Source organism: Brumimicrobium sp. (assembly GCF_048268645.1).
GTDB lineage: Bacteria > Bacteroidota > Bacteroidia > Flavobacteriales_D > Crocinitomicaceae > Brumimicrobium > Brumimicrobium ulvae.
The window spans coordinates 80319-103344 of the sequence record NZ_JBLWVE010000011.1 but is presented as its reverse complement, the minus strand read 5'-3'; the positions used below and the strand labels follow the sequence as shown (position 1 = coordinate 103344).

Sequence of the window (23026 nt, the reverse complement as noted above, 5' to 3'; positions counted from 1 at the left end):
TTTACTGTGACCAATTTCTGTTCTGGCTAAAGGTCCGTGGTCGTAATAGAAGTATTTTGCATCTTGTTCATAGATTACTCCATCTTTTGAAGTAAAAACATTAGGAACATTGAAGTTTCTTGCCCCAGATGTTGAATAGGAGTTGCTTGAAATGGATCCAAAACTAACCCAATTTGCACCGTTGTCTGTTGAGTAAAACAAATAGGTGTTGTAATTCACACAGGTTTTAGAATAGTTAAAGTTTACAGTGAAGTTAGAACATCCATAGAGTGCATCTGTGAATTGTGGCGTGAGTTCTACTACAGGGTCAATAGAGAAACTAGCATCTGTAATATCAAATTGAGATAAATCATTGGTTTGAGTCACCTTGACTTAGACATGGCTTTCTGGTTTCAGTCCGTCCACAATAATTAGGATTTGGCTTTTTATTTATTTTACACACCAAGGACTTCCGTTCTTGGCTAGAAAAATGCCATACCTTCGGCACTTTTTGTTTAAGTGCTATGACATTCATTATTGCAATCGACGCACTAAACCTTTCAAACGCAATAAAAAGGCTTCAAATAATGGTTTATTTTTAAAGACAGGAGAATAGTGAATTTAAGCATATTTAGTTGTTGTAAGACAAAGAATCAAAACAAAAAGAACTAACTCTTTTTAATCTCATCCACAAAAATTCATAAAGGGTCTGGTGTTTTAACTAGAATTCTGTATCCTATAAATTAATAGTTGCGTAATGCCGGGGAACAATAAACTTTTGTCTATTTTTATGATCAGATGCTAATCTTATGTTGAAGGTAAATCACAGTCGAACGATAATGTTTTTAAAGAAATTCTTTTTTGTCTTAGGACTTATTATTTGTTCTTTAATCTTTACTTCATCCTCTTTTTCACAAGAAAACGACAGTTTAATTTATAAGCTAGAACATTTTGACTCATTAGAATGGAAAGAAAAAACAAAAGTGGCCATTGCCTATAGTGAAACAGATTTAAATTATAATGTAGTCAACATTTATATACTTTGGTATTATGAATTTTTATCTCTTTATGACATAGAAAATTACAAGATCATATTTAATAAAACCTCTTTTCCAAACGAAGAACTGCAGGAAGACTCTTTGTTTTTTTCTTTAAAAATCAACCTTTATGATGACGATTCTTTAAAAGCCGAATCGACATATGAATTAATGAAGGCCAAAAGCAATAAGAATCGAAATCTAGCTGGTCAACAACTTTCGGATTATTACTACTATAGTAATCCGCAAAAATCGTTAAAATACCTTGAAGAAGTTTTTAATTTTAACATTGACGATTACCTAAATACCAAAAGGAAAATCTGGAGATATAATAGTATAGTTGACAATTACTTTAGATTACTCTATTCCAATAGAAAATATAAAACAATTATTGGGTTTTGTGATAGTATTCTTATTTACAAGCCAAATAATGAGATTTGGATGGAAAGAAAAGCCAAATCACAATTTGCTCTAAATCAATTCAAAGAAGCTTCACAAACATATCATAAACTCTATGACTTAACCAATAAGATGCAGCATTTACAAAGTCTCATGAATACCTATACGAATGTCAATGATACTGTTTCTGCCCTTCATACATTGAGAAAAAACATTGAGCTTAGAGGAAAGAAAGACATTGAAAGCAGGCATTTTTTTCTTGATTACTTAGACCTGTTCAAAATAGACAAACTAAAAGATTCACTTGTCAGAGAGGTCTTAAAAAAAGAACCTGAATACTATATTTCTAACATTCCTTCAGAAGGATTTTATTATTACTCTATATTTCAAGCGGAAAACCAGCAAATAAACGAGGGAATTGAAACCCTATTCCTAGCAATTGAGATGGTTGATACGACCAATTCAGTATATCGATCTAATTCATACCCTCCAAGTTTTCATTCAGTATACGATTTCTATATCACCAATGAAGATGGAACTTTACTTAAGAGTAAATACTATAACAGAATTGCTTGGTATTACACCTTTTTGGGGAAAAAGAGAAAATCATTAATAGCGCACAGGAAAGCCCTAGAATTTTACGGATGTAATCCCAACTCCAATTACAGACTTGCTTATTTACATAAATCCAAATTTTGGAGAAGCAATAATAAAGCGATTCCATTCTATGAAAATATAATCTCCTGCAACACTATTGGATGGAGTAGTTATTATGCAATCAATCAGTTGTCAAGACACTATTACTACAAAGAAGGAAACGCTAAAAAAGCTAAAGAATTACTTCTATCTATCTTTTCCTATGGTGAATTACAAAGTACTGACTATGTCCTTTTATCCCAAATTTATGAAGAAGAAGGAAACTATTTTGAAGCGATAAAAATGATTGATCAGGCAATTGCATTAGAAAATGAAGAATGGTATCGTGAATATTGCAAAGACATTAAGGTAAGACTGGAATTTTCGCAGAAATTAAAAAATTAACTCCCTCATCACCCTACTCTTCACCATAGTAAATACCATTCAAATAATCGTTTTTTCCTTCACATTGACTACAGTAGAGTTTTCTCAATGCTTCATGATCGAAAACTTGAAATGGAATTCCACAGGGTTTGATAAACATATTACACCATATTTCTGGAGGTAAAATCTTACTGTCATCAATCAATTTCTGGTAATACACTTCAGAGAATGGTGCAGTCTTGTGTTGATAAGCAACTTCGTTTACAAAGGCACGAATTTCATCATTAGTGTTATGAAAAGGCATGACCATATTCAGGGCTAACTCTGGATTTTGATAAAATATAGCCATTCGGGCAAGGTGCAACATCAATGAGTCATTCAGTGATTCGTTATCGGAATAATACTGATGAACCTGAGATAAAGCCATAATGGCATTCTTTTGTTCGCCTTCTGGATTTGAGTTGAAATGGTGATTCAAGGCAAGCATATTTAAATTGAAGTTCACCTTATCGATATTCTTTTTGGCCATTTCAAAATCTTCATAATAGCTTTTCAATTGAATTGCTCGTGGTTTTAATACTTCCAATTGTTGCTGGGTAAGTTTTTTACGCTCAATCAATTCTTCTGAAATCATCTTCAACATCCAATAATTGAACTCTGGAATAAAATCAATTTTTGTGGAATTCTTATAATTATTGAAATAATAAGACCTGTTCTTCTCATAATCGTCAAATGTTGAAAACACTTCTGGATATTCTTTACCAAAAAGTAAGTAATACTGAACCAAACGTGGATTCTGTTCCATGACAGGTGGCGGTTCCATTGCCAAAAAAATATCCGGTTGAAGAAAATCTTTCTGAATCATGGCATAGGTGTATTTGTACAGGTCAGCCATTGAATTCAATTCAGACTCAAAATTAATTCTGCTTTTGTACTTTTGAAGGATGTCTTCGTTTAAACGAATGAATTCCTTTTTGATGTAGTATTTCAACGATTTCAGATTGGGAATGACATGAAAATAGACCATCACATCTCCTTTCCTTGAAGCCGCTAACTGAGGCTCTAACTGTGTAGAATTCCGATTCACTTCCTTCAACAATTCTTTGTTATTCAATTGACTGAGCGGACGTGTTTCGTGATTTCTTCTGATTGCTCTTCTGAAATCGGTCCAATTGATCGCGGTACTAATAGATTTTTCAATTTCCTTCTCTTGAATTCCTTGAAAAATATCAGCTATGTTTTCCCCTCTTTTGATTTGCAATTGTGCATTAATAGCTGAATCACCTTCTACGGAAGAAAATGCTTTTATTTTCACCGAATCGATAATAAAATCATACTCAGAGAGCGTACTTATATTTTTGAGTACCGTTTCCTTTTCGAAATTATACTGACCTTGTTGAAATGGAATAGAAAAGGACAGTTGATCAGGGCTGATTTGAAATAAATAATCTACCGTATCGGGTTGAAAAGGAATAAAATCTGTGCTTTTATATTCTTCGTATACATCACCACAATAATTGGTAAAATAATATACATCGCAAATCTGTTTGTCTTTGATCACAATCAAATTATGATTAAAAAAACGCGGTCCATTTCTGGGCGGTTTTCCCAATCGAATTTCAAAGTATTCACTCGTGTATTTGTCTAATCGATATTGTCCAAAGCGCTTGAAAAACTTCACCGAATCTTTCCTGAAAATATAAGGGAAAAACTTAACTTCCTTATTGGCTTTCCTTTTGCGGAATCCACGCTCTAAATCTTTCCTAAACTTCGGTTCCAACAACATCCCGTTCAAACGCAACTGTCCATTCCTACGACTTGGTTTTTCATAATAAAATGGACTTCCACAAGCATAATCTTCATAATCGACCAACTCTACTGCAAAACCGTCCCACTTGTTGCGAATGAGTTTATTGACATACGCTGAATTTTCAACACGTAAAACAAATCCCTTGCGTTCATCATAAGCCAAAGAAATATCTGGTGATTCTTTATGTTTATCAGGACAACTTGCGCAAACTTCTAACTTATCATGTCTTAATTTATAAGGGTATTTATATTTAGGAATCAATCCCTGAGGAACTCCATCAAAACTATTGATTTGTTGCGGAGGTGCATAATTGGAGTAGGGAAAAAAGGTTGAACTTTCTTCAAAAACGAATCGAAAATCAACTTTAGCGAATTTTTGACAAGCGAAAATTGCTTTTTTCTCATTATGTACACTAACACTCACTCCCGTAATTTCATAATCAGATGAAATAATGTTTTGATAATGTCCTGGTGAATTCACCCAATTAGTTACGAATGATTTTGCTATACTTCCATACGTTTCTGAAGATGCACCATAAGAAATAGATGCGACATTTTCTCCTACATTATAATTCACAGCACCATAAAGTTCAGCGCGCAATTGGGGGGTTCTCTTTTCCTTATTTTGAGATTGATAATGCGAAAGCCTTCCATATTGTTTTAAAAATTGCGCATGATCCGCTGAAGCAAGGTATAAAATGGAATCGTTAACCAAAGGATTTAACCCTTTTTCGACACGCACTTCATCAATTCCTTTTTTGATCAGGTGCTCCAAATACTTCACATTGGGGTTGTTTTCATCAAAATAAGTGGTAGGTGATTGTGACCAACTCCATTGAAGCGAAATAAATAGGAATAAGATAGGCAATATTTTGGAAAGGCGAAATGACATAGTTTAAATGTATAAATATTATTCAGCATGGCGAAATGCTTTCACTTTTCTTTTGCACATTTATTAATATTGTAGGTGAAATTCATTAAAAAAGGGTTACAAGTCGGAACTTGTAACCCTTCATTTTATTCAATTATATTTCTCGGCCCTCTATTATATTTTATTGCTTTACAATTCTAAAGGTCTCCTCACCTACTTTCAACATATACATCCCTTTTGCAAATGTTGTTATGTCGACTTGGTTTTGGCCAGCTACAAACTCACCTTCTTTCAATAGTTTCCCATTGATGTTTAGAATTCTGTAGGTTTGATTTTGTTGAATTCCATCAACTGTGATTTGTCCTTGTGTTGGATTGGGGTACACACTTATTGAAACCAATTCTTCGTCTTCTATACCAACTGTTGAAATCATGTAGCAAGCGGAAGTATCGGTACAGCCATTTTCTGTAATGATCACAGCGTAATTCCCATTGCTGGTTGCCGTATAAGATGAACTTGTGGCTCCACCAATAAAGACATTGTTATTATCACAATCAATCCATTGGTAACTTGTTGCCGAAGTATTCAAAGCTGTTAAGGTAGTTCCTGTTACTGAAATACTTAAATCAACAGAATTAACGGTAACTGTTTCTGTTTGTGTCGCACTACAACCATTGACATCCGTTCCGGTAACTTCGTAAGTTATTGTCGAAGTTGGTGCTACGGAAACCATTGCATCTGTTCCTAAACCATTCGACCAGGTATATGTAGCCGCTCCACTTGCAGTTAGGGAAGTAGTTTCTCCCTCACAAATTGAAGTATTCCCACTGATAGAAACTACAGGTTCAGCATTTACATTTACAGATACAACATCCGTTGAAGTACATCCATTATTATCTGTTCCTGTTACAGTGTATTCTGTAGTACTTGTCGGACTCACATTTACAGTTGAGCCTGTTCCTGCACCATTACTCCAAGAATAAGTTGATGCTCCACTTACTGATAAACTTGTCGTTTCGTTTTCACAAATCGTCACATCATTCGAGGCCGTAACCGTTGGTACAGCGTTCGCTGTTACAATCACCTCATCTGTAGCAGAACATCCATTCAAATCTGTTCCTGTTACGGTGTAAGTTGTAGTCGACATTGGAGCAACACTAACCGAACTTCCTGCTCCAGCACCATTATCCCATACATAAGAATCTGCTCCAACCGCAGAGATAGAAGTAGATGCACCAGAACAAACTGCAACATCTGCTGAAGCTTGTACGTTAGGCAAAGCGTTTACATTTACTGTAATTGGCAGTTCAGTTGAACATCCATTATTAGCAGTTCCCGTTACTGTGTAAATAGTTGAGATACTTGGTGAAACGGCAACACTTGAATTGGTTCCCAGGGCATTGTCCCACATGTATGTTGCCGCTCCTGAAGCATTCAACACTGTTGAACCACCTTGACATAATTCTGTATTACCTGTAAAACTTAAAGTCGGTGCCTGATTTACAGTTACTGCTACTTGAGCTGTTGCTGAACAACCATTGGCATTTGTTCCTGTTACGGTATATACTGTAGAGTTTGTTGGAGCAACGGTAACTAGCATTCCACTTCCTGCACCATTGTCCCATGTATAAGTTGAAGCTCCTGAAACAGAAAGATCAATTGATTCTCCAGAACAAATGGTCGCGTTATTCGAAACTGCAAGTACTGGAGAAGTCACCACAGTCACCTGAACCTCATCGGTTGATGTACAACCGTTAGCATTGGTTCCTGTTACGGTATAAGTGGTTGTTGCAGTTGGCGTAACATTAACTGTTGCTCCTACTCCTGCTCCATTATCCCATGAATAAGAAGTTGCTCCTGTTGCTGTTAAGTTCGCTGATTCACCTTCACAAATAGTAAGGTCTGCAGTTGCTGAAATTGCTGGCCCGGAATGAACATTTACAACATGGTCCACTGTTACATCACATGCTCCTGGAGAAGATCCTGTAACGCTATAAACAGTCGTAGAAGTTGGTGAAACAACAATATTTGCTGTAGTTTCTCCAGTAGACCATAAATAATTACTGCTTCCACTTGCTGTCAATACAATGCTTTCGCCATTACACAGCGTGTTTGGTCCGGTTATATTGACACTCGCTTCTGGTTTTACTGTAATTGTAATGGAACTACTCGAAGAACAGCCGTTGGCAGTTGCCCCGATTACTGTTAAAGTAGTATCTCCCGTTGGTGTAATGGTTTGACTTGCACCTGAAAAGGCATTACTCCAATTATAATTTAACGCTCCTGAAGCAGTTAATGTAACTGATTCACCTTGACAAATCGAAGTTGCTCCAGAAATGAAGACGTTAGGAGTAGTTTCAACAGTTACCGTTGCTGATGCTATAGAAGAACATCCATTGACATCTGTTCCTGTAACTTGATATGAAGTCGTTAATGTTGGCGAAACCGTTTGTGTGGCGTTCGTAGAAAGATCATCCCAAACATAACTCAATCCACCATTTGCAATCAAGTTTGTCGTTTCTCCATTACAGATTTCTAAATTCCCTGCGATGGTAATGTTAGGAAGTGGTGTCACTTGGATATTGATGGTATCTGTAGATTGACAGCCATTTGCATCTGTTCCAATGACCGTATAATCATCCGATGATGTAGGTACAAAAGCTACTCCGTCGGACACTCCATTGTTCCAAACATAAGTAGCGGCACCATTTCCTGAGAGTGTTACTGACTCTCCTTTACAAACTGCAAGACTCGTTGCGCTAGCGGTAACCAACGGTGTAGCATTTACGGTAATATTAAGATCAGAGGTAACAGAGTTTCCACATTGATTTTGCGCTTGAACGGAAATCATTCCAGAAACATCTGGGGTAATTCCAATTTGATTACTTGTACTGCTTCCCAACCAAGAACCAGGAATACTCCAAGAATAAGCTGTTACATTCGGATCAGCCACAACAGAGTAATTATTCAAAGTTGAAGCACAAACTTCATTGTTTCCAGCAATTGCTGTTGGTGCCGCTGGAACATCAAAAACATGAATCGTAATTCCATTTGAGGTAACCGTAGAGGTTGAAACACAATATTCACTTGATGTTAATTCTAAACTAACCACATCACCATCCGAGAGGGTTGAAAAATTCGCTGTGCTTCCAGTAAAACCAGTAGAAACTCCATTGACTTTCCAATCATAATTTGGACTTCCACCTTCATTACTCACAGAGGCTGAGAAGTTAACTGTTTCCCCTACGCAAATCGTGTCTTTGGATGCTGTTATAGAAACTGTTGGTGTCAATAGTGGATTTACTGTAAACGTCATTGTGTTTGAAGTTGTTGGACTTCCAGTAACACATGCTAAATTTGAAGTCATGATTACACTTACTTCATCTCCATGATTTAAAGAATTCGTTGAAAAGTTTGCAGTACTTATTCCAGTAGAAACTGAATTCACCATCCAATCATAAACAGGTGTACTTCCTCCATTTGTTGGAGAAGCCGTAAAGTTCACAGTTGTTCCAGCGCAAATCACTGAAGGTTGATCTGCAGAAATAGCAACAGAAGCCACAAGTGAAGGATTATTTTCAACAGTAACGACTACACTATCTGTGGATACACAAGTACCATTTGTACTATTTACATAATACGTCGTAGTGGTATTTGGCGTTGCAATTGGAGTAGCACTATTGGGGTCATCCAATCCGACAGTTGGTGTCCATGAATAATTGACTCCATTTGAAGCAGAGAGCGATACTGAAGTCCCAGAACATACTGTTTGATTGGGTGTTGAAATTTCTACTGAATTACTTTCAATAACAAAGAGTGCATCGCTAATGTCTTCCTTAATCGTTCCCGAAACGAGAACACGCACTAAAACACCATTTTCATCAATATTTGGAACCACCCAGTCGTAGGAAGAGCTTGTCGTTGGGTAATCTTCAATGATGGTCGTCCAACTTGTTCCACCATCTGTACTGTAGAATAGGTCGTACATTCCGAAAGTAGATTCTTCTGACCAATCGATGGTATACGTCGCACATCCTATTAAAGTATCTCCACCGTTTGGTGTTGTGATGGTAATTGGCGGTGCAGTATTGGTGATGGTAAACGGAACATTACTTACGTCTTGCTTACAGTTATCAATGTTGTCTTGAACTCTTATTAAACATTGTGTTGACAAATCATTTGGAACTGTCCAAGCGTAAGTGTTTGTGGAAGTATTGTGTCCGATAATAATCGTATTCCAAGTCACTCCATTGTCAGACGAATAATAAAGGTCATAGATATTAGAGATCCCATCAGAATCCCATTCGATATTATACACACTTCCGACCTGCATAATTCCCCCAAAATTCGGTTGCGTAAGTGTTACAGGTTTCGTAATTGTAAAGGTAGCATCACTTTCATCAAAGTAAGCCGTTTGGTAATAAGGTTCTACTTTTACTAGTGCTTGACTAGTAGGAATATTGGGCATTGTCCAGTTGTAAGTTGCAGTACTGGCATTCGATACCCAGTTGGTAACAATTGTGGTCCAATTGGTTCCTCCATCTATAGAATAATAGATATTGTATCGGTTCCAAGCTGGAGAACGGTCAAAGGAAATTGAGGTTACTGTACAGCCTCCCCAATTGGTTATTCCATCATCTCCGTTAGGAGTGATAATCGTTACTGCCGGTTTAATTCTAAATACATTATCACTAACATCATAACGACTCACGTCTGAAGTTTCAGAAACGCGAATTAAACACAGTGCAGAATTCTCATTGGGAAGTGTCCATGAATGACTTCCATCATTTGAAGTAGAAGTCACAATGTTATTCCATGATAAGCCATTGTCTATTGAATATTCAATTCTAACATTTCCATAAAAGGTTGAATTGTCCCATGTAATTGTCGTTGACATTCCAGAATAGAATTCTTCACCTCCATTCGGCAATAAAACGATAGGGTTTTTAGGAGAAATCGTAAAGACATTGTCACTTGCATCTCTATTGCATGATTGTCCATCCACACGCACTTCAATCATCGCATTATTGGAAGGAGTATTAGGAACTGTCCAGTTGTAATTATTTCCAATGACATTATTCGCAACTAGTGACCATGAAGATCCGCCATTGATTGATGAGTAAACATCATACGGACCTGAAGTATTGGCTGTATTGGTCCATGAAATCAATGTTGATGAGGCAGCAACAAAAGACTCTCCTCCATTGGGTGTTGTAACTTCTACATCCACTTTAGCTGGAAGAATGGTGAAAGTATATGCAGTTGTATCACAAAATCCTGTTCCATCATTTGTAGTACACGCCATAAATTTACATTCGTTGCTGCTTATGCCGTTGGGAACATTGAAATTTCGTGTGGCATTTGTATAAGACGAACTATTCGAATGATTCGCAAAGTTGACCCAATTGGCGCCGTTGTCAATTGAATAATACAAATAAGTAGTGTAGCCTTCACAAACTTTAGAATAGTTGAATTCAACCGGGAAGTTTTCACATCCATACAAAGTATCGGTAAACACCGTTGTGATTTCAACAGGCTGTTTTATTGTGAAAGGTGCATCACTGATATCAAAGTGAGAAAGATCATTGGTTTGTGAGACTTTGATTAATGTATTCTGAATCAATCCAGAAGGAACGCTATGCCAAGTATGTGAACCGTCATTTGAAGTGCTCGTTACGATTGGACTCCAAGTTACTCCATTATCTGTCGAATAATCTAATCGAACACTTGAATAGAAAGTCGAATTGTCCCAAGTAATATTTATACTACAACTCGAAGGAAACTCTTCTCCACCATTAGGATAAGTTAATTCAGGTGTTCTTTTGCCAATGGTAAAAACAGCATCACTTTCATCAAAATTACACGATTGATTGTTGAATACCACTTTGATTTTCGCATTGCTTGTTGGTGAATTGGGAACAGTCCAATTAAAACTTGTACTATTCAGGTCATTCGCAATTGAAGTATAAGAACTTCCTCCATTGGTAGAATAATAAACGTCATAGGTTCCAACTAATCCCGAAGTATTGGACCATGATAAAGAAACCACATCATCAGGTTGAACCGTTTCTCCACCGTTCAATGCGACTACTTCCACATCGATTTTTGCGGGTAAAATAGTAAAAGTATACGCTGAAGTATCGCAGTAACCTGTACCATCGTTTGTCGTACAGACCATAAACTTACATTCGTTGCTCGTTATTCCATTTGGGACATTGAAATTTCGAATACCACTTGTGGAATAGCTACTATTTGAAAACGATCCAAAACTGATCCAATTCGCACCATTATCAACAGAGTAATAGAAATAAGAAGTATAGCTTTCACATACCTTTGAATAGTTAAAGTGAACAGGGAAGTTTTCGCAACCATACAAAGTATCGGTGAATACTGTAGTTAATTCAACTGGTGGCTTAAGAGAAAATACAGCGTCACTTTCATCAAATCGGGTTAAGTCGTTGGTTTGAGAAACACGTACTTTCATTTGTGTCTGCGGACCTGTTGGTGGTGTCCAAGGGTGACTTCCATCATTCGAAGTGGAATTGGTAATGTTATTCCATGTTGCGCCATTATCTATTGAATAATCAATACGAACACTAGAATAGTAAGTACTTTGATCCCAAGTGATGTTAACCTGACAACTAGACTCCAGTACTTCTCCTCCATTTGGATAAAGTAAAACAGCAGGTTGTGGTGAAATTTCAAAAACATTATCCGAAAGATCAAAATTACATGGTGCTCCATCCATTTGCACTTTGATGATGCAATTGGTACTCGGTATATTGGGTACTGTCCAATCGTATGAGTTCCCTGATATATTTGAGGCTAAACTCGAGAAAGTCGAACCTCCATTCGTGCTGTAGAACAAATCATAAACGCCTGTTGAATTGGGTGTATTTGTCCAGGTAATGGTTTCAACATCTCCAATAATAAAGGTTTCCCCTCCATTTGGTGTGCTGACAGTTACGTCAATTGGAGAAGGAAGAATAGTAAACGTGTAAGCCGTTGTATCACAATATCCAGTTCCGTCATTAGTAGTACACACCATAAACATACACTCATCACTTGTGATTCCATTGGGGACGCTAAAATTACGTGCACCCGAAGTGCTGTAAGAAGAATTTGAGCTAGATCCAAAGTTCGTCCAGGTCGCACCATTGTCAATAGAATAATACAAATATGTCGTATAACTTTCGCAAGTCTTTGAATAATTATATTGAACAGTAAAGTTTTCACAACCGTATAAAGTATCCGTAAACACAGTTGTTAATTCAACCGGTGGACGAATGGTATTTACTGCATCACTTTGATCGTTGTGGCCTAAATCTCCAACTTCAGAGACTTTAATTAAAAAATCATTCTCCGGACCACTTGGAAAGCTCCACGAATGTGAACCATCGTTGGAAGTTGAAGCAACCACCATGTTCCAACTCACTCCATTGTCAGTTGAGTAATCAATTCTTACATTTCCGTAATATGTAGTATTGTCCCATGTGATGGTATTACTACATCCAGATTCGAACACTTCACCTCCATTTGGAAAGGTCACTAATGCAGGACGCTTACCAACGGTAAAAACAGCATCGCTCACATCGAAATTACACGCTTCATTATTAAAGACCACTTTAAACAAACCATTCGAAGTTGGTGTATTCGGTACCGTCCAATTGTAAGCTGTTCCATTCACATCATTCGCAATTTGGGTATATGAACTTCCTCCATTTGTTGAATAGTACAAGTCATAGGTACCAATTAAACCTGAAGTATTGGTCCACGTTAATAAAGTGGTAGCATCTGGTTGGATAGTTTCTCCTCCATTCAGGGCATTGACTTCAACATCTATTTGAGCAGGCAAAATAGTGAAAGGATTGTCAGAAACATCACAATATCCTGTTCCGTCACTTTCTGTACACACTTTAAACAAAGCATCTTCAGAAGTGATACCATTAGGAACATTGAAGTTTCTTGCCCCTGAGGTTGAATAGGAGTTGTTTGAAATGGATCCAAAACTAACCCAATTTGCACCGTTGTCTATTGAGTAAAACAAATAGGTGTTGTAGTTTACACAAGTTTTAGAATAGTTAAAGTTTACAGTGAAGTTAGAACATCCATAGAGCGTATCTGTGAATTGTGTCGTGAGTTCTACTACAGGGTCAATAGAGAAACTAGCATCTGTAATATCAAATTGAGATAAATCATTGGTTTGAGTCACCTTGACTTGAACATTGCTTTCTGGGCCGTTTGGAAGAGACCAAGGATGGGACCCATCATTGGAGGTGCTTGTTACCACAGGAATCCAAGTCACTCCGTTATCTAAGGAGTAATCAATTCGAACAGAAGAATAGAATGTACTTGCATCCCAAGTTACATTGATTTGACACCCCGAAGTCAATGTTTCTCCTCCATTGGGATAAGTTAAAACAGGCGTTCTTTTTCCAATGGTAAAAGTAGCGTCACTGACATCAAAATTACAGGATTGATTATTGAAAACTACTTTAATTAATGCGTTATTTGTTGGAATATTTGGAACTGTCCAATTGTAATTTAAAGAATTTAAATCATTCGCAATAGAAGTATAAGTGCTTCCTCCATTCGTAGAGTAATAGACATCATAAACGCCCATTAATCCGCTGGTATTTACCCATGACAGTGTTACCACATCATCAGGTAAAATGGATTCGCCACCATTTAAAGCGGTAACCTCCACATCAATGGGCGCGGGTAAAATGGTAAAAGGATTATCTGAAATGTCACAATATCCCCCCTGATTACTTTCAGTACATACCTTGAACAAACAATTCGCACTGTTTATACCATTCGGCACACTAAAAGAGCGTGTTCCTGAAGTTGAGTAGCTGTTGTTACTGAAACTCCCAAAACTGATCCAATTGGTTCCATTGTCGATGGAATAATAGAAATAAGAAGTATAACTTTCGCAGGTTTTGGCATAATCGAATGTTACAGGAAAACTTGTACAACCATATAAAGTGTCTGTGAAATTGCTTGTTATTTCTAGTGGAGCTTTGATACTAAACACCGCATCTGAAACATCAAAAACAGATAAGTCAGCGGTATTTGAAGCTTTAATCAAACAAGATGAAAACGGTCCAGAAGGCTTGTTTGACCAGGTATGAGAACCGTCGTTGCTCGTTGAGTTTGTAATTACATTCCACGTAGCGCCATTGTCAACCGAATAATCTAAACGAACTGAAGAATAAAAAGTTGAGGGGTCCCAAGTTATTGTTTCGTTACACGAGGACAATAAGTCTTCCCCTCCATTGGGAAAGGTCAAGACAGGAGTTGCGGGATTAATCGTGAACACCGCATCACTTTGATCTTGCTTACAGTTTTGTGCATAATCGGCCACACGAATCAAACAAGTGGTAGAAGACAAATTGGGTACTGTCCAATCGTAAGTTCCAGAAACCGTTGAATGGTTCGTCACAATTGTTGACCAAGAAACGCCATTATTTACCGAATAATAAAGGTTAAAAGAATTACTCATTCCTTGGGCATCCCAAGAAATGGTTTCAACCGTATTGCCTAAAAAAACTTCACCTCCATTTGGAGATAAGATATTCACAGGAACACCAATTGTAAAATAATTATCACTTTCATCGACGATGCTTCCATCTTGCGCATCTTTCACCCGAAACAGTACGGTACTTGATTGCACATTTGGCACTGTCCAATTGTAGACACCAGTATTTGAGAAATACGAACTTGCAACAGAAGCCCAAATGGTTCCTCCATCGAGTGAATAATCAATATCAAAGTAATTCGAGACGCCACCCGAAAAATTCCAAGTGATTGGATACGTTTCACATGCGTAGAGTTCTTCTCCTCCATTGGCTTGCACAACAGTAATGGATTGAGAAAATAGCGAGAGGGTTGTGACAAAAAGCACACCTAAAGTCAAAAGTATTTTTTTCATAAGAGTATAGCTAACTTCGGCGAAAATAAGACAAAAAGGTCTATCATCATTGAATTGTTAATATCTTTTAAAAACACCTGTATCTATTTAATGCCTTTTATACCATAGGTCCAGGTAACAACCTTAATGTTTAATCATGCACAATTCAACGATAAAACAAAGCAATCCCATCTGTTAAGCAACTAATTTTCATTCCTGTACGTCTATTACAAAACATTAACACAATCTAGTCATGTCAAAAATTGTCCTTACTATCACAGTACTATCCTTAGCACTTTTTTCATGTAAGAAAGAAGTCACCAATTTACAAGATTCCAATTTCTTAAATGTTGAAGAAAAAAACATGTCCGTAGTTGCCAAACGAACTGCAACTTGGTGTGGACCATGTGGTGGTTGGGGTTTTGATTTATTTGCCGATTTAAAACAACAATACAAAGACGAAGCTGTTTTTATGGCCTTTAAAACGGCCTTCACCTATGTTTCTCCAGAAGGGAATACGTATTACGACAGGGTGAACGACTTGTTTGGAATTGGAGGAGGAACCCCGCGTTTCTTCTTTAACTTTGATACCATCAACGGTGTTAATCATGCAGGAATCGGAAGTATTGCACAACATATTGACGCAGAGGTATTGGCCGGTGCAAATTATGAATACACCTTATCTGATGAAAAAATTCATTTAAAAACAACGACGAAATTTTTCAAAGCTGCAGAAGGAGACTTTGTTATTTCACCTTTTTTAATTGTTAGCAATCAAGTCGGAGAACAAAACGGTCATCCTGATGGTCCCAATACGGTTCACCCCAATTTCGTTGCTAATCTTGCCCATCCGATCAATACGCAGTTCAAGGATCCATGGGCTTATAAAGTAGCTACAGGAAAAATAGAAAAAGGCTATCAAATCAACTTAGAGTTTGAAGTCTATAGAAATCCAGATTGGACAGAAGAGGATATTTCTTTTGCTTTAGTGCTCTTTAAGCGAGTTGGAGGGACTTACAAATTCGTAAATGCATTTACTAAATAGATAAGGCCATGATGAAATTAGTATTCAGTATCGCAATTATATCTTGTTCATTTTTAGCACAGGCTCAAATTAAATTCGGAGCACTTGTTGGCTTTAATCACAATATGCCGAAATATGAAACATTAGGAGATTCTTTAAACAATCAAACAGTGTCTGGAAAGTCATTTTCTGGAGGACTCTTTGGAAGTTATGAGCTCCACGACAATTTTGAATTAATGGCTGAGCTTTTAATTTCAGGAAGACATCATAACTCTACATTGATTGTAGAGAAATCAAAAAATGGTTTAACCTTTTATGAAGAGCATTTCTCGAGTGTTGGTACTGTTAATTTCGAGCTTCCGATATTGGCTTCTGTAAAAAAGGACTTCAGAAAAGGAAGGTACGGAGATAAAAAGACCATTAGTGGTTTTGCAGGCCCTGTCTTTATGATGCATCTTAGTGATAGTTATTACAGGAGTTCGGGATATAGAAAAACAGTATACAACCAGGAATCTATAGAAACAGAAGAGCTTACAGAAAGTCCGATTGATTACAGAGGAATCAATTTAGGATTTATTGCAGGGGTTCAATATGAATTTGCATTTGGACTTCGCGCAGGTGTTCGATTCCAGACCAATTTCATGAATGAAAACACCAATACAAATTTTAGTATACGTTATTCTCAACTGCAATTGAACTTAGGATATACGATTTTCAAATAGGCTTTTGTTGCTTATTGCGAACTACATTGATTTAGTTGAATATCGATCTCGTTTTGTAAAAACTTATAATACTCAAAGAATCTACTATGTGTTTTTCAGCAGAAGCAAGTTTTATCGCAGGAGCAGCGCTTACAGTAATTGGAGTAGCTACAATAAAAAAGACTACGCATAAATCTCAACTATGGTTTGCTAGTATTCCTTTGGTATTTGGAGTGCAACAGTTGGCTGAAGGTGTTTTATGGCTAACCCTCCCCGACCCTGAAATGATTCAAATACAACGCGTCGCCACATATATATTTATTTTTTTCGCTCAAATTATCTGGCCTTTTATTGTCCCCTTTGGGGTGCTTATGCTCGACAAAAAAAGTGATCGGAAGTTAATTCAGAAAATACTTGCGGGCGTTGGAATACTTGTAAGTGGGACTTTAGCTTTTTTCCTTATTGCTTATGATATGGAAGCCAGTATTTCTGGTCATCACATTGCATATTCGAATAATTATCCTGAAACAATTTATAAATATGGAGCTATTCTCTATGCAGCTGCAACCCTTCTTTCTTTGTTTTTCTCCAATGTAAAACGCATGTGGATACTCGGCGTATTCATAGCCATTTCTTACGGATCTGCTTTGTATTTCTATGAAAATCATGTGCTTTCTGTATGGTGTTTCTTTGCTTCATTGATCAGTGTATACATCTACATCATCGTGAAAGGGGTAGCCAAAAAAAGACCAATCAGAATATGAAGGCAGTCGCTTAGAATAAATAAGAAACAAAAAAACCTGAATCATATAATTCAGGTTTTTTTCAATAAAATCGATTTGTTTTATTCCACTTCGAAGGTGATTTTTACGTTCACTCTAAATTCTGTAATGTCATCGCCTTTTACGCTAGCACTTTGTTCATTCACGTAAACAGAACGAATGTTTTTAAGGCTTTTTGCTGCATGTTTAACTGCTTTTTTTGTTGCGTCTTCCCAGCTTTTTTCTGAGTTTGCTAATACTTCAATAACTTTTAATACTGCCATTTTGTGTTTATTTTAGATTAATAATGACCTTCAATATACAACAAAACACACTGATTTCAAACCACTTATTTCATTTATCTATAAAAAAACAGTACTTCGTAGTCAAAATAGGCCTCATCAAACAAAACACAAAAATTCAAAGTGAATAATATTTATATTTCTTAAGTTTGATGTCAACACAATTTTAGAGACCAATACTTGTTCGTATGTAAATCGTGTTTAATTAGAACTCTTTTTATGAAAACAAGTCATCGTTCACGGACTTTCAAACACAACACCTTTTGAAAAATATACGTTTACTACTGATCATTTCACTATTGCTAAGTTTGGGCACATTAGCTGTATTGATTTACCAAACCAACCATCAGAAAAGACTGATTAAAGAAGATTTGATCGAAATTTCTGACATAAAATACGGTTTATTTAATGTGGATGAGTGGCGCGATATTGTTTCAGAAATAATTGCCAAAAAAATTGATGAACTAGAAGTTCAAGGAAAAGACAAAGTCATATTAGAAAAGAAAATAGCCGACTTTCTTAAGAATGTTATTCATGATTTTGAAAAAGATTACTACGATAAAAACAGGGATAGTTTTTCAGGTATAATAAAAAACATTGGCGCTTCGGCTTTCGATATATTCGGCTCAATGAAAATTAGAATTCCAGAATTCTCTAAGCAAATTGTTGAATTTCTTGACGACCCTGAAAACAAAAAAAACTTAAAAGCATACATCACTGCTAAAATCAATGAGTATGCTGAAAACACCTTTTCTGAAGTCGATTATTCAGCCCACAATGCGGTATTGAAAAAGTACCCGTGGGGAGATCGTCCTGCAACTATCGCGGGGCTAAGAACTTTGCTTAATGATTTTCAAGAGCAATCAAACTTGTACAAATACATTTTGGCGGTAATTGCCGTATTGACAGCTGTGTTTATTTTTTTATCTCAAGTTTTTAGCAAAATGGAATTCATTTTACTGACCTTAGTTTGCTTATTGTTTTTAGTCCTTGGGTTGACATTACCCATGATAGAGATTGACGCCCGAATATCAGATTTTAAAATTAGCTTATTAGGAGAGCAAATCAATTTTCAACAGCAAGTCATTTATTACAAAAGCAAAAGCATCATCGAAGTCATACAACTCATGATTCAACAAGGCGGATTTGACTTGCTTATGGTCGGACTTTTAGTCTTTATATTTAGTGTGTTGTTTCCATTGTCCAAGTTAATCACCTCAGTGTGTATGGTCTTACTTCCTCGTATGAAATCCAACAAAATTGCTTTATTTTTGGTTTACAAAACAGGAAAATGGTCCATGGCTGACGTTATGGTTGTTGCTATATTCATGGCCTACATAGGTTTTTCAGGAATCCTCACCGAACAACTGAGTCAAATAGAGGGCTTGAGTTCAAAAGTAGAAGTTCTGACCACCAATCAATCCAGTATTCAAATTGGATTCTTTGCCTTTACCGCTTTTGCATTGCTGAGTTTACTGCTCAACAAACGGAGTCAGAAAACCTTAGCACCTTAAAGAAAGCTATGATAAAAAAGTGGCCGCTTGGCAAGACGAACAAGCAACAAAAAAAACCGACTAGAAAATTCCAATCGGTTTAAATATATATTGAGAAACGCCTTTCTTATGATTCCCCACTATTATTCACGTAATTTTTTAATGAGGTTTCGGGAAATCATTATCCATCAACTAAAGGCTATTTTAAAATTCAAAGATCGTAGCCTTTACTTTAAAGTAAATGGACAACAGTTTTGCCTGTAAAATTGTTAATGCCTCAATAGCGGGGGAATCAAATTTTTATTTCACCTTTTTAGCTTTTTTCAACTTTTTGGCTTTCTTGGCTTTCTTCTCTTTCTTTTCTGGATCAACAAGGTTTTTATCACCTCCTTTTCCTTTTCCGCTAAAAGCATTTCCCTTTGATTTCTCTTCGGCGTGTGCTCTTTTATTTACGGCTTTTGTTTCCTTTTGAACTTCAGACGGTTTTTCAGAAAGTTTAGCTGGTTTTTTCGCCTCCGTACTTTCTACTTCCACTTTTCTGACTTGAATTTCTCTAGTTGGCGGGGCTTTTCTCACGGTTTCCATCTGAATAGGTTGCTCAGAAGGATTTCTCACTTCTTTTTCACTTTCAACTTGAGGTTTCTTTTCCACCTTTGGTGCTTTTTCTGTTTGTGCCGCAGCGGATAAACTTATTCCTCCTAGAACTGCGCATACTAATACTAACTTTTTCATCATTTTATTTTTGTTTTATCATGGGTTTGCAAACTTGAAGCCAAAATCATTTTCTGGCTTGTTTTTTTAAGGTACGTAAGTAACATCAGCTACTTTAATGACTGGTTTTAATTTGTATTCACCGTTTCCAGTTTCTACAATTGAACTTCCTGCGTCAAAATCTAAAGTCACTACCATCGTTTGATTGGCCAAAACTTCAGAGTTCAAATTGATTTTCAATCCTGTTTTGTCTTGACTTGAAAGCAACAATGGATGTTGAACGCTAACCGAGTCAATTACCTCAACAGAATAGTTATTTCCTCCAAGTACAAGCCTCATCTGATTGATTTTCCCTGTTGGCAAAGCTGTTGGATCTGCAAGGACATCCGTTACACCATTTTGCAATTGCAACAAATCATAGAATCCTGTATTGGCATTCAATTCGACCCAGCCTCCTGAATAATGAGCCCAAACTTCTGTAATGTTTACATTCACTTCTGTGAAATCAGCTGGTGCATCCGTTAATAGGACTTTAAGCTGACCCTGTTCTTCCTTCTTACATGCAAAAGTCAATGCTAAAATAAACAATGCAGGTACTAAAAATTTTATGGTCTTCTTCATAATTTTATAGTTTTTGATTTCGAGTACCAAGCTAATGAAAAACAAGCTCACCACCAATTCTCTTAGGATAATTTAACGAGACAAATTCACAGAAACAATACTCACCTTTAAATTCTAAAATCAACAATTTATATATGGTCCAACTCAAGAAAAACTGGAAATACCTTGGGTGGGTTTAGCAATATCATTATTTTGTGATTTTTGACAAAAAACAACGAAATTTCAAACTTTTTATGACAAAATACAGTCTTTTATCGCTTTTTATATTCATTTTAGGTTCATTTGCTTCAGCTCAACACTCTACCAAAGAAGCCTTTGAAGTACAAGTAGAATGGACCAATCCAGATTCAGAAATAAACAACGGAACAGCAAAAGTTATTGTCAAAGGAGGAACAGCACCTTATCTATACAAGTGGAGTAATGTGGAAACTCCCTTAGCATCAGATGAATCCCATGGATTAATTGAGGGAATGAAGCATTCAGTTCTTGTAACCGATGCCGAAGGAAATTCAGTTTCTAAAACATTTAAAATTCCTGCAGAATCCATTACCGAAATTTTCAACAGTGGAGTTCAACCAGCAGTTGACGTTTTAGGTGCGGTATTATTTTGGGATGCGTTTGCAAGTATTGGCCTCTATGACCCAGTAGTCTACGCCTCACACAAAGATGTTTTATTACCACGAATAAGTAAAGCACCACAAGAATCATTTTTAGTTAAAAGTTGGTTGGTAGACCATGAAACACAAGTCGAAAAAGGTCAAAAAATCGCAATTTTAGAAAACAAAGAGCAAAAAGAGTATATCATTTATGCGGATGCTGCTGGAAAATTAGAACACATTGCTCAACAAGGAGAAAGTGTTTCCCGAAAACCAGAGACAGGTTCATTTAAGTCTCCACCTTTGGGCGTCATTCACTTTGATGAGCCCCAAGCGTTACAGCATCCCAACGGAGATGTAAAAACCAACACCATTCCCTTCATTGTGATCTGGTTAATATTAGGAAGCATATTTTTCACTTTGCGCTTAAAGTTTGTCAACATACGTGGATTTAAACATTCCATTGATTTGGCCAAAGGGAAATATGACGATCCAAATGCACCAGGAACCATCACTCATTTTCAAGCCATGGCTACAGCCGTATCTGCAACTGTAGGATTAGGGAACATTGCCGGAGTTGCCGTTGCCATTTCATTGGGAGGTGCAGGAGCAACCTTTTGGATGTTTCTCGCAGGATTTTTCGGAATGTCTTTGAAATTCGCAGAGTGTACACTCGGGGTAAAATACCGTGACATTGATGAAGGAGGTCGAATTTTTGGTGGGCCGATGAATTATTTGCGCTATGGATTAGAAAAGAAAAACCTCAAACGATTAGGTAAGTTTCTTGCTGCATTTTTTGCTGTTTTAGGTATCGGTGCATCCTTCGGAGGAGGAAACATGTTGCAGTCCAACCAAGCTTTTAAAATTGTTTCTGAGCAAATTCCAGCGTTACAAGGCCATGGATTTATGTTCGGGGTTTTATTCGCCTTGCTGGTAGGAGCCGTGATTATTGGAGGAATTAGAAGTATTGCAAAAGTAACGGCGAAAGTTGTTCCTGTCATGGCAATTTTTTATGTCATAGGTTGCTTGGTCGTAATCGGTTATCACTTCGAATACATTGGTGGAGCATTTGCCGCCATTTTTGAAGGAGCATTTTCTGCCGATGCATTAAAAGGTGGATTTATTGGTGTATTAATTATCGGTTTACAACGTGCTGCTTTTTCAAGTGAAGCAGGAGTAGGTTCTGCCGCCATTGCACATAGTGCTTCAAAAACAAATCATCCCATTGCAGATGGATTTACAGCCTTGGTTGAACCTTTCATTGATACCATGCTTGTTTGTACCATGACTGCACTTGTTTTGATATTCACAGGAATGCATGAAACCAACACTGGATTAGGAGGTGTAGAACTCACTGCCGATGCATTTGGGAGTGTTGTATCTTGGTTTCCTACTGTACTTGCCATTGCCGTATTTTTATTTGCTTTTTCAACCATGGTTTCTTGGTCATATTACGGTATGCGTTCTTGGACTTACCTTTTCGGGAAAAGCAAAAAAATTGAAATGATTTACAAAGTAATGTACCTGCTTTTTGTTGTGTTAGGAGCTTCAGTAAGCCTTGGGGCAGTGCTTAGTTTTGCCGATATGATGATTTTAGCCATGTCCTTTCCTAATATCATTGGACTTTACATTATGGCTCCAGAAATCAATGCAGATATGAAGGCGTATTGGCAGAAGTTAAAGGATGGAAAATTGTATATCAATCCTCAGTATTTAAAGACCAAGAAGTAAATACACTTTGCTCAATGTGAATTACGGAACAGGAGTTAATCATTAAAAGCAGGAAGCT

General features: G+C 36.8%; 12 protein-coding genes. 6 read left to right on the top strand and 6 right to left on the bottom strand.

What is annotated here, in order from left to right:
- A partial coding sequence (locus tag ACN0U3_RS10135; RefSeq protein WP_417266137.1) for a hypothetical protein occupies positions 1-366 on the bottom strand: 366 nt, incomplete at its 3' end.
- 452 nt (positions 367-818) lie between these two features.
- Between ACN0U3_RS10135 and ACN0U3_RS10130 the strand changes: the two genes are divergently transcribed.
- Complete coding sequence (locus ACN0U3_RS10130; protein WP_417266136.1) at positions 819-2456, top strand: tetratricopeptide repeat protein; 1638 nt, start codon at positions 819-821, stop codon at positions 2454-2456.
- Positions 2457-2469: 13 nt separating this feature from the next.
- On the opposite strand, the gene ACN0U3_RS10125 is transcribed toward ACN0U3_RS10130, so the two are convergent.
- Both ACN0U3_RS10125 and ACN0U3_RS10120 read right to left on the bottom strand, forming a co-directional pair.
- Positions 2470-5136, bottom strand: coding sequence for a CAP domain-containing protein (locus ACN0U3_RS10125; RefSeq protein WP_417266135.1), 2667 nt, complete (start codon positions 5134-5136; stop codon positions 2470-2472).
- Between the two features lie 160 nt (positions 5137-5296).
- Positions 5297-15049, bottom strand: coding sequence for a T9SS type A sorting domain-containing protein (locus ACN0U3_RS10120; RefSeq protein WP_417266134.1), 9753 nt, complete (start codon positions 15047-15049; stop codon positions 5297-5299).
- Positions 15050-15281: 232 nt separating this feature from the next.
- On the opposite strand from ACN0U3_RS10120, the gene ACN0U3_RS10115 reads away from it, so the two are divergent.
- The 3 genes from ACN0U3_RS10115 to ACN0U3_RS10105 all read left to right on the top strand — a co-directional run bounded on the left by ACN0U3_RS10115 (position 15282) and on the right by ACN0U3_RS10105 (position 17517).
- A complete protein-coding gene (locus ACN0U3_RS10115; protein ID WP_417266133.1) occupies positions 15282-16073 on the top strand; it encodes a hypothetical protein in 792 nt (263 codons plus the stop codon).
- Between the two features lie 8 nt (positions 16074-16081).
- On the top strand, positions 16082-16774 hold the full coding sequence (locus tag ACN0U3_RS10110; protein ID WP_417266132.1) for an outer membrane beta-barrel protein: 693 nt from the start codon (positions 16082-16084) through the stop codon (positions 16772-16774).
- Between the two features lie 86 nt (positions 16775-16860).
- A complete protein-coding gene (locus ACN0U3_RS10105) occupies positions 16861-17517 on the top strand; it encodes a DUF6629 family protein (protein WP_417266131.1) in 657 nt (218 codons plus the stop codon).
- An 80-nt stretch (positions 17518-17597) separates the two neighbouring features.
- Here the strand turns inward: ACN0U3_RS10105 and ACN0U3_RS10100 are convergent, their stop codons facing one another.
- Complete coding sequence (locus ACN0U3_RS10100) at positions 17598-17798, bottom strand: dodecin family protein (protein ID WP_299203223.1); 201 nt, start codon at positions 17796-17798, stop codon at positions 17598-17600.
- 281 nt (positions 17799-18079) lie between these two features.
- On the opposite strand from ACN0U3_RS10100, the gene ACN0U3_RS10095 reads away from it, so the two are divergent.
- The gene (locus ACN0U3_RS10095; protein ID WP_417266130.1) at positions 18080-19330 is read left to right on the top strand and encodes a paraquat-inducible protein A; all 1251 of its coding nucleotides are present in this window, start codon (positions 18080-18082) and stop codon (positions 19328-19330) included.
- Between the two features lie 279 nt (positions 19331-19609).
- On the opposite strand, the gene ACN0U3_RS10090 is transcribed toward ACN0U3_RS10095, so the two are convergent.
- Both ACN0U3_RS10090 and ACN0U3_RS10085 read right to left on the bottom strand, forming a co-directional pair.
- Positions 19610-20041 (bottom strand): hypothetical protein, encoded by a 432-nt coding sequence (locus tag ACN0U3_RS10090; RefSeq protein ID WP_417266129.1) that lies wholly within the window; start codon positions 20039-20041, stop codon positions 19610-19612.
- Between the two features lie 66 nt (positions 20042-20107).
- Complete coding sequence (locus tag ACN0U3_RS10085) at positions 20108-20641, bottom strand: DUF4382 domain-containing protein (protein ID WP_417266128.1); 534 nt, start codon at positions 20639-20641, stop codon at positions 20108-20110.
- Between the two features lie 233 nt (positions 20642-20874).
- Between ACN0U3_RS10085 and ACN0U3_RS10080 the strand changes: the two genes are divergently transcribed.
- Positions 20875-22968, top strand: coding sequence for an amino acid carrier protein (locus ACN0U3_RS10080; protein WP_417266127.1), 2094 nt, complete (start codon positions 20875-20877; stop codon positions 22966-22968).
- Positions 22969-23026: the final 58 nt, after the last annotated feature.